6 protein-coding genes and 1 pseudogene are annotated in these 4,844 nt (G+C 62.3%); 2 read left to right on the forward strand and 5 right to left on the reverse strand.

Going from position 1 to position 4,844, the window contains the following annotated elements:
* On the reverse strand, positions 1–559 hold a 559-nt coding region (locus tag ACEQXE_RS06880; RefSeq protein WP_370178195.1), incomplete at its 3' end, for a DEAD/DEAH box helicase.
* A gap of 284 nt (positions 560–843) precedes the next feature.
* Between ACEQXE_RS06880 and ACEQXE_RS06885 the strand changes: the two genes are divergently transcribed.
* Both ACEQXE_RS06885 and ACEQXE_RS06890 read left to right on the forward strand, forming a co-directional pair.
* On the forward strand, positions 844–1,926 hold the full coding sequence (locus ACEQXE_RS06885) for a mechanosensitive ion channel family protein (RefSeq protein WP_370178196.1): 1,083 nt from the start codon (positions 844–846) through the stop codon (positions 1,924–1,926).
* Positions 1,927–1,983: 57 nt separating this feature from the next.
* Entirely contained in the window at positions 1,984–2,457 is a 474-nt protein-coding gene (locus ACEQXE_RS06890; protein ID WP_370178197.1) for an MgtC/SapB family protein, read from the forward strand.
* 15 nt (positions 2,458–2,472) lie between these two features.
* Here ACEQXE_RS06890 and ACEQXE_RS06895 read toward each other — a convergent pair whose 3' ends face one another.
* The 4 genes and pseudogenes from ACEQXE_RS06895 to ACEQXE_RS06910 all read right to left on the reverse strand — a co-directional run.
* Positions 2,473–2,913, reverse strand: a complete 441-nt coding sequence (locus ACEQXE_RS06895) for a GtrA family protein (protein WP_370182811.1) — start codon at positions 2,911–2,913, stop codon at positions 2,473–2,475.
* A 17-nt stretch (positions 2,914–2,930) separates the two neighbouring features.
* Positions 2,931–3,626, reverse strand: a complete 696-nt coding sequence (locus ACEQXE_RS06900; RefSeq protein WP_370178199.1) for a ferritin-like domain-containing protein — start codon at positions 3,624–3,626, stop codon at positions 2,931–2,933.
* A 102-nt stretch (positions 3,627–3,728) separates the two neighbouring features.
* Positions 3,729–4,184, reverse strand: a complete 456-nt coding sequence (locus tag ACEQXE_RS06905; RefSeq protein ID WP_372520163.1) for a hypothetical protein — start codon at positions 4,182–4,184, stop codon at positions 3,729–3,731.
* Positions 4,185–4,240: 56 nt separating this feature from the next.
* Positions 4,241–4,798 (reverse strand): annotated as a pseudogene (locus ACEQXE_RS06910) (glucose-6-phosphate isomerase); the annotation flags it as partial.
* Positions 4,799–4,844: the final 46 nt, after the last annotated feature.

The following is a 4,844-nucleotide window of genomic DNA, read 5'->3' on the forward strand; positions in this document are numbered from 1 at the left end:
TGAAGAAGAGCGTCTGGCGGTCATCCGGCACGAGCTCGCTGATGCGGCGCAGCGCGTGGATGAAGCCGAGATCGAGCATCTGGTCGGCCTCGTCGAGGACGAGGATTTCCACGCCGTCGAGGCGAAAAGCCTTCTGGTCGATCAGGTCGAGCAGGCGGCCCGGCGTCGCGACGAGGATGTCGGTACCGCGGTGCAGCTTGTTGCGATCCTTGTTGACCGAAGTTCCGCCGACGATCGAATGGACCTTTAGACCCGCAAGCGCGCCGTAATCCTTGGCGCTCTGCGCGATCTGGCCCGCGAGTTCGCGCGTCGGCGCGAGCACCAGCATGCGGCACGATTTGAACGGCGTCTGGTTGTCGGCGTCGCGAAGGCGATCGATGCTGGGCAGCATGAACGCGGCGGTCTTGCCGGTGCCGGTCTGCGCAATGCCGAGCAGGTCGCGCCCTTCGAGCACCGGCGGGATTGCTTGCGCCTGGATCGGCGTAGGCTCGTCGTAGCCCTTGAGATCGAGAGCCTGGAGGACGGGCTGCGACAGCCCGAGGTCTGAAAATTTTGTCATGAGTATGTGACTCGCAAATATGCGGTTCGCGCCGCGCCATGCGTACAGCAGGCGCGCGCTATCGCGGGGTTGTCAAAACGACCCGCGTGAAAAGGGAAGTCTCTTGGAAAATGGACCGAAGGGCTGCCGGGAGGGGCTCTGTCTGGCCGCTCGCTTCACGCTGGCGCGCGCTTCGATGGGGATCATGTGGTGCAGCGCAGCGAAAAAGTCAATCTAATGCGGCACTATCGAAACGCATCGGACTTTGCTGCGTTGCACAATAGGACATCCATGGGAGGCGTAGCATGATCGAACCGATCAGCGAATCCATCGACGTAAGCACGCGGCTGCTCGCCGATCCGGCGCAGGCAGCGATTGCCGCCGGTATCGCGATACTTGCCGCCATAGTGATCCACGGCGCGATATTCCTCGTGCTCCAGCGGGTGGCGACACGCACCGAAGCCGATTCCGACGACATTGTGGTGCGCGCGCTGCGCGGCCCGACCCGGCTCGCCACCATCATCGTCGCGCTTATCGTCGCCGCACGTGAGGTGCCCGAGCTCGACGAAATCTGGGCGCGGATCGCAGCCTTCGTGCTTCCCGCAGTGGTCGGCTGGATTGCGCTCGCAGTGCTTCGGGCGCTGGTCGAGGCGGCGAAGCTGAAGGCCGACATATCGGTGGCGGACAACCTCAAGGCGCGGCGCAAACGCACCAAGCTGACGATGTTCAGTCGCATCGCGACCTTCATCATCGTATTCGTCACGGTCGGGCTGATGCTGCTCGCGATACCGGGTGTACGCAATATCGGCCTGTCGCTGGTCGCATCGGCGGGGCTTGCGGGGCTGGCCGTGGGCGCCGCCGCCCAGCCCGCGCTCAAATCGCTGATCGCTGGCGTTCAGATGGCCATGACCGAGCCTATCAATATCGACGATGCGGTCGTGCTCGAAGGCGAATGGGGCTGGATCGAGGATATTCGCACGACCTATGTGGTGGTGAAGATCTGGGACGAGCGGCGACTGGTAGTGCCGACCAGCTATTTCCTCGAACAGCCTTTCCAGAACTGGACGAAGCAGACCGCCAACCTGCTCGGCACGGTGTTCCTCCACCTCGACCCGAAGGCGAAGATCGGCCCGATTCGAGAAGAGTTCTTCCGCCAAGTGGAAGATAACGAGCGTTGGGATGGCCGGGTTAGAGTGGTGCAGGTGACGGAGACTACACGCGATTCGATCGAGGTGCGCCTGCTGATGAGCGCGAAGGATTCGCCCACCCTGTTCGATCTGCGCTGCGATATCCGCGAAGGCATGCTCGAATGGCTGGCCGACAACCGTCCGCAGGATTTCGCGCAGCTGAGGCTGGTGAATGTGGAAGGTGCGCAGGCTGCCGGCTAAACGCCCCTCCCCCACCCTCCGTGAAACAAAACGCGCAGCGAAACGCTCGATAGGTCTATGGACCTGAATTCTCCCATCCCGATTTCAATGCTGGATCTGGAAATCGTGCTGCGCCTTGGCGTTGCTGCGGTGCTGGGCCTGGTGGTCGGCTTCGATCGCGAATGGCGCGGCCACGCGGCAGGAATGCGCACGCACGGCCTTGTCTGTGTCGCAGCGGCGGGCATGGCCGTGTCCGTCATGGCGCTTTACAACCAGCTCGATGCGCCACGCGTCGACCCGCTGCGCATGTTCGAGGCGGCGGCAGGTTTCATCGGCATCGTGGGTGCGGGGCTGATTGTGTTCAGCCGCGGCAAGGTGCACAACCTGACCACCGCTGCTCACCTGTGGCTGGCAACAGTCATCGGGCTGGCCTGTGGGCTAGGCCAGTGGCCACTGGTTCTCGTCCTGGGTATCACCAGCCTGATAATGATCTCGGTCATGCGGATGGTCGAGAAGGGCCTCGGCCACAAGGACCGCACCCTCGACGAATAGGCCTGCGAACCAGCGCTAGACCTGCCGGAAATTGACCGCTGCGTTGAGCGCGAACACCAGCAGACCGGCAAATACCGATACTATGATCCGCACCAGCAGGTAGTGCATCGGAGTGAAAGTGATGAGCAGCCAGAACAGCGCCATCGTGACCGCCAGGCCGACGCCTGCATTGATCAGGAAGATCGCATATCCGCTGGCGAGCTTGCGCTGCGATTCGGCGAAGATCCAGTAGCGCCCCAGCAGGTAGTGCAATGTGTTGGCGACGAGGAAGCCGACCCCCGCCGCAATCACTTCGTCCATGCCCGCATATTCGACCAGCGCCCACAGCACGCCCAGCCCCAGCACGAAGACACTGCAGCTGACCACGGTGTTGCGCCACAGCATCCCGCCCACGCGGCGGTTGAAGAAGCGCGCGACCCAGTGCCCGAGATCAAGCGCCGTTTGCCCGCTGGCCATTCCCTCCGAAGGCAAATTCATTCCGGGGCAGTCGCCAGTTGAGGACGGATCGGCCGGGGCCGCGGGTTGCTCTCGCCCACATCGGCCCATTCCTTGCGCCGCGGCGCACCGAACCACAGGAACAGCAGCGGCAGCTTGATGAACAGCAGTTCGGAATGGATCATCCGGTCTATCCACCGCTCGCGGCGGCTGGGCTGGCGGCGGGCATTGTCGGCCAGCCACTTGTCGTAGGGCTCGAAATGGCTGGGCTCGTCCACGTGGACCACCTCGAAAATGCGCAGCTGCGCCTTGTCGTTGCGCACGACCGGCTTGGTGAGCAGGATATCGACCTGTTTCAGCCCGCGTTTCTCGGTCAGAGAAACCACGCGGCACAGCCGTTCGAACAGGTCGTCGCTGGCAACGATCGCCTTGGTGTCGAGGCTGTCGATCGGGGTGCCGAAGGTGATCTCGATGAAGCGGTCGATATGGCCGAACGCCCGGTCGAGCGCGATGGGCATTTGCCCGCGCAATTCGAACCAGCGCTTGAACATGACGTAGTGCTTGCGCTCGTCCGCGCGGTGCTTTTCGACCGCAGCAATGAACTCGGTCTCCTCGGGATGCTTGGCCTTCACGGCTTCGAGCACCCGGTCGAGCGCGGTGTACCCGCGATGCTCGTTATAGATGTAGATCGACCCGAGCAGGTCGAGATACCGGCGGGCGAACCAGCGTTTCATGCTGGTGGGTGTAACAGGATAGGCCGGTGGGGTCACTCTAACCCTTCAGGCTAACAGGTATGCTCAGCCCGGTAGGTAATCTTGGGGCCAAACAGCGACGAGCTAAAATGTCTTAAGCCTTTGGTATTTCTCCGAGTTGATCACGACTGACGAGGCACATTGCGCGTCGGGATCATCTATACCGAACCCAATGATTCCCCAGTCATATTGCCGACTGCGATACCAACAGCCTCCGTGTAAGCAGCCTTGATGCGCCGGTTCCAGATCAAACCGCGCCACCGCATGGGCTATGCTGATGCATGAATTCTCAAAATGCTCGGCAATAAAGATGACTTCATCTGCATCGCCGCGCAAATCAGCATCGAACGTCAATTGACCGATCTTCTTCTGGTCCGATGGGCAGGGACATTTGGAATACTCGGTGAATGGCCCGAATTGCGCCTCTACCTTCTCGGCGGTCGGCCCTCCGTCGATCGCTGCTGCGAGCTTGGCGAAAAGAGCTCGCTCATCCTTGCTTTCCTGAAGCCAACGCGCGCCGCCGGCCGCCAACCAAAACATGGACGCGCCTACCAGTGCGATTATTAGAGCAAGGGCCTTCGTCATGCGGATGTACGCTATCCCAACCCGCTCGCCTCCAACAGCGCCCGCGTGCTCGCATCGAACTCCGCTGCGCCGCCTTCGATGTCCTTGGCCATCTTCTTGCCCAGCTCGACGCCGAACTGATCGAAGGGGTTGATCCCCGTCAGCACGGCGTTCGCGAAGGTGCGGTGTTCGTGGAAGGCAATCAGCGCGCCCAAAGTCGCCGCGTCGAGATCGTCGCACAGCATAGTCGCGGACGGGCGATCGCCGGGGAATTCGCGCGGCGGGTCTTTGCCGTCGGCGCTCATGTTGCCGCCCGCCATCAGTGCGGCGCCCTGCGCAAAGCAGTTGGTCAGCAGGATACGGTGATGTGCGGGGTCGAGCGCGTCGCCGGGTGCGATGCTCGCGATGAAGTCGACCGGGATCAGGTGCGTGCCCTGGTGGAGCAGCTGGAACACTGCGTGCTGCGCGTCCGTCCCCACCCCGCCCCAGGTGATCGGCGCGGTCGGCCCGTCGACCGGCTCTCCCTCGGACGTCACCCTTTTCCCGTTGCTCTCCATCTCCAGCTGCTGGAGATAGTCGGGAAACAGAGATCGGAAGAGCACACGTCTGAACTCCAGTCACTCTCATGCATCGCGT

Origin of the sequence: Alteriqipengyuania sp., from assembly GCF_964222115.1 — a bacterium.
Taxonomy (GTDB): Bacteria; Pseudomonadota; Alphaproteobacteria; order Sphingomonadales; family Sphingomonadaceae; genus Alteriqipengyuania.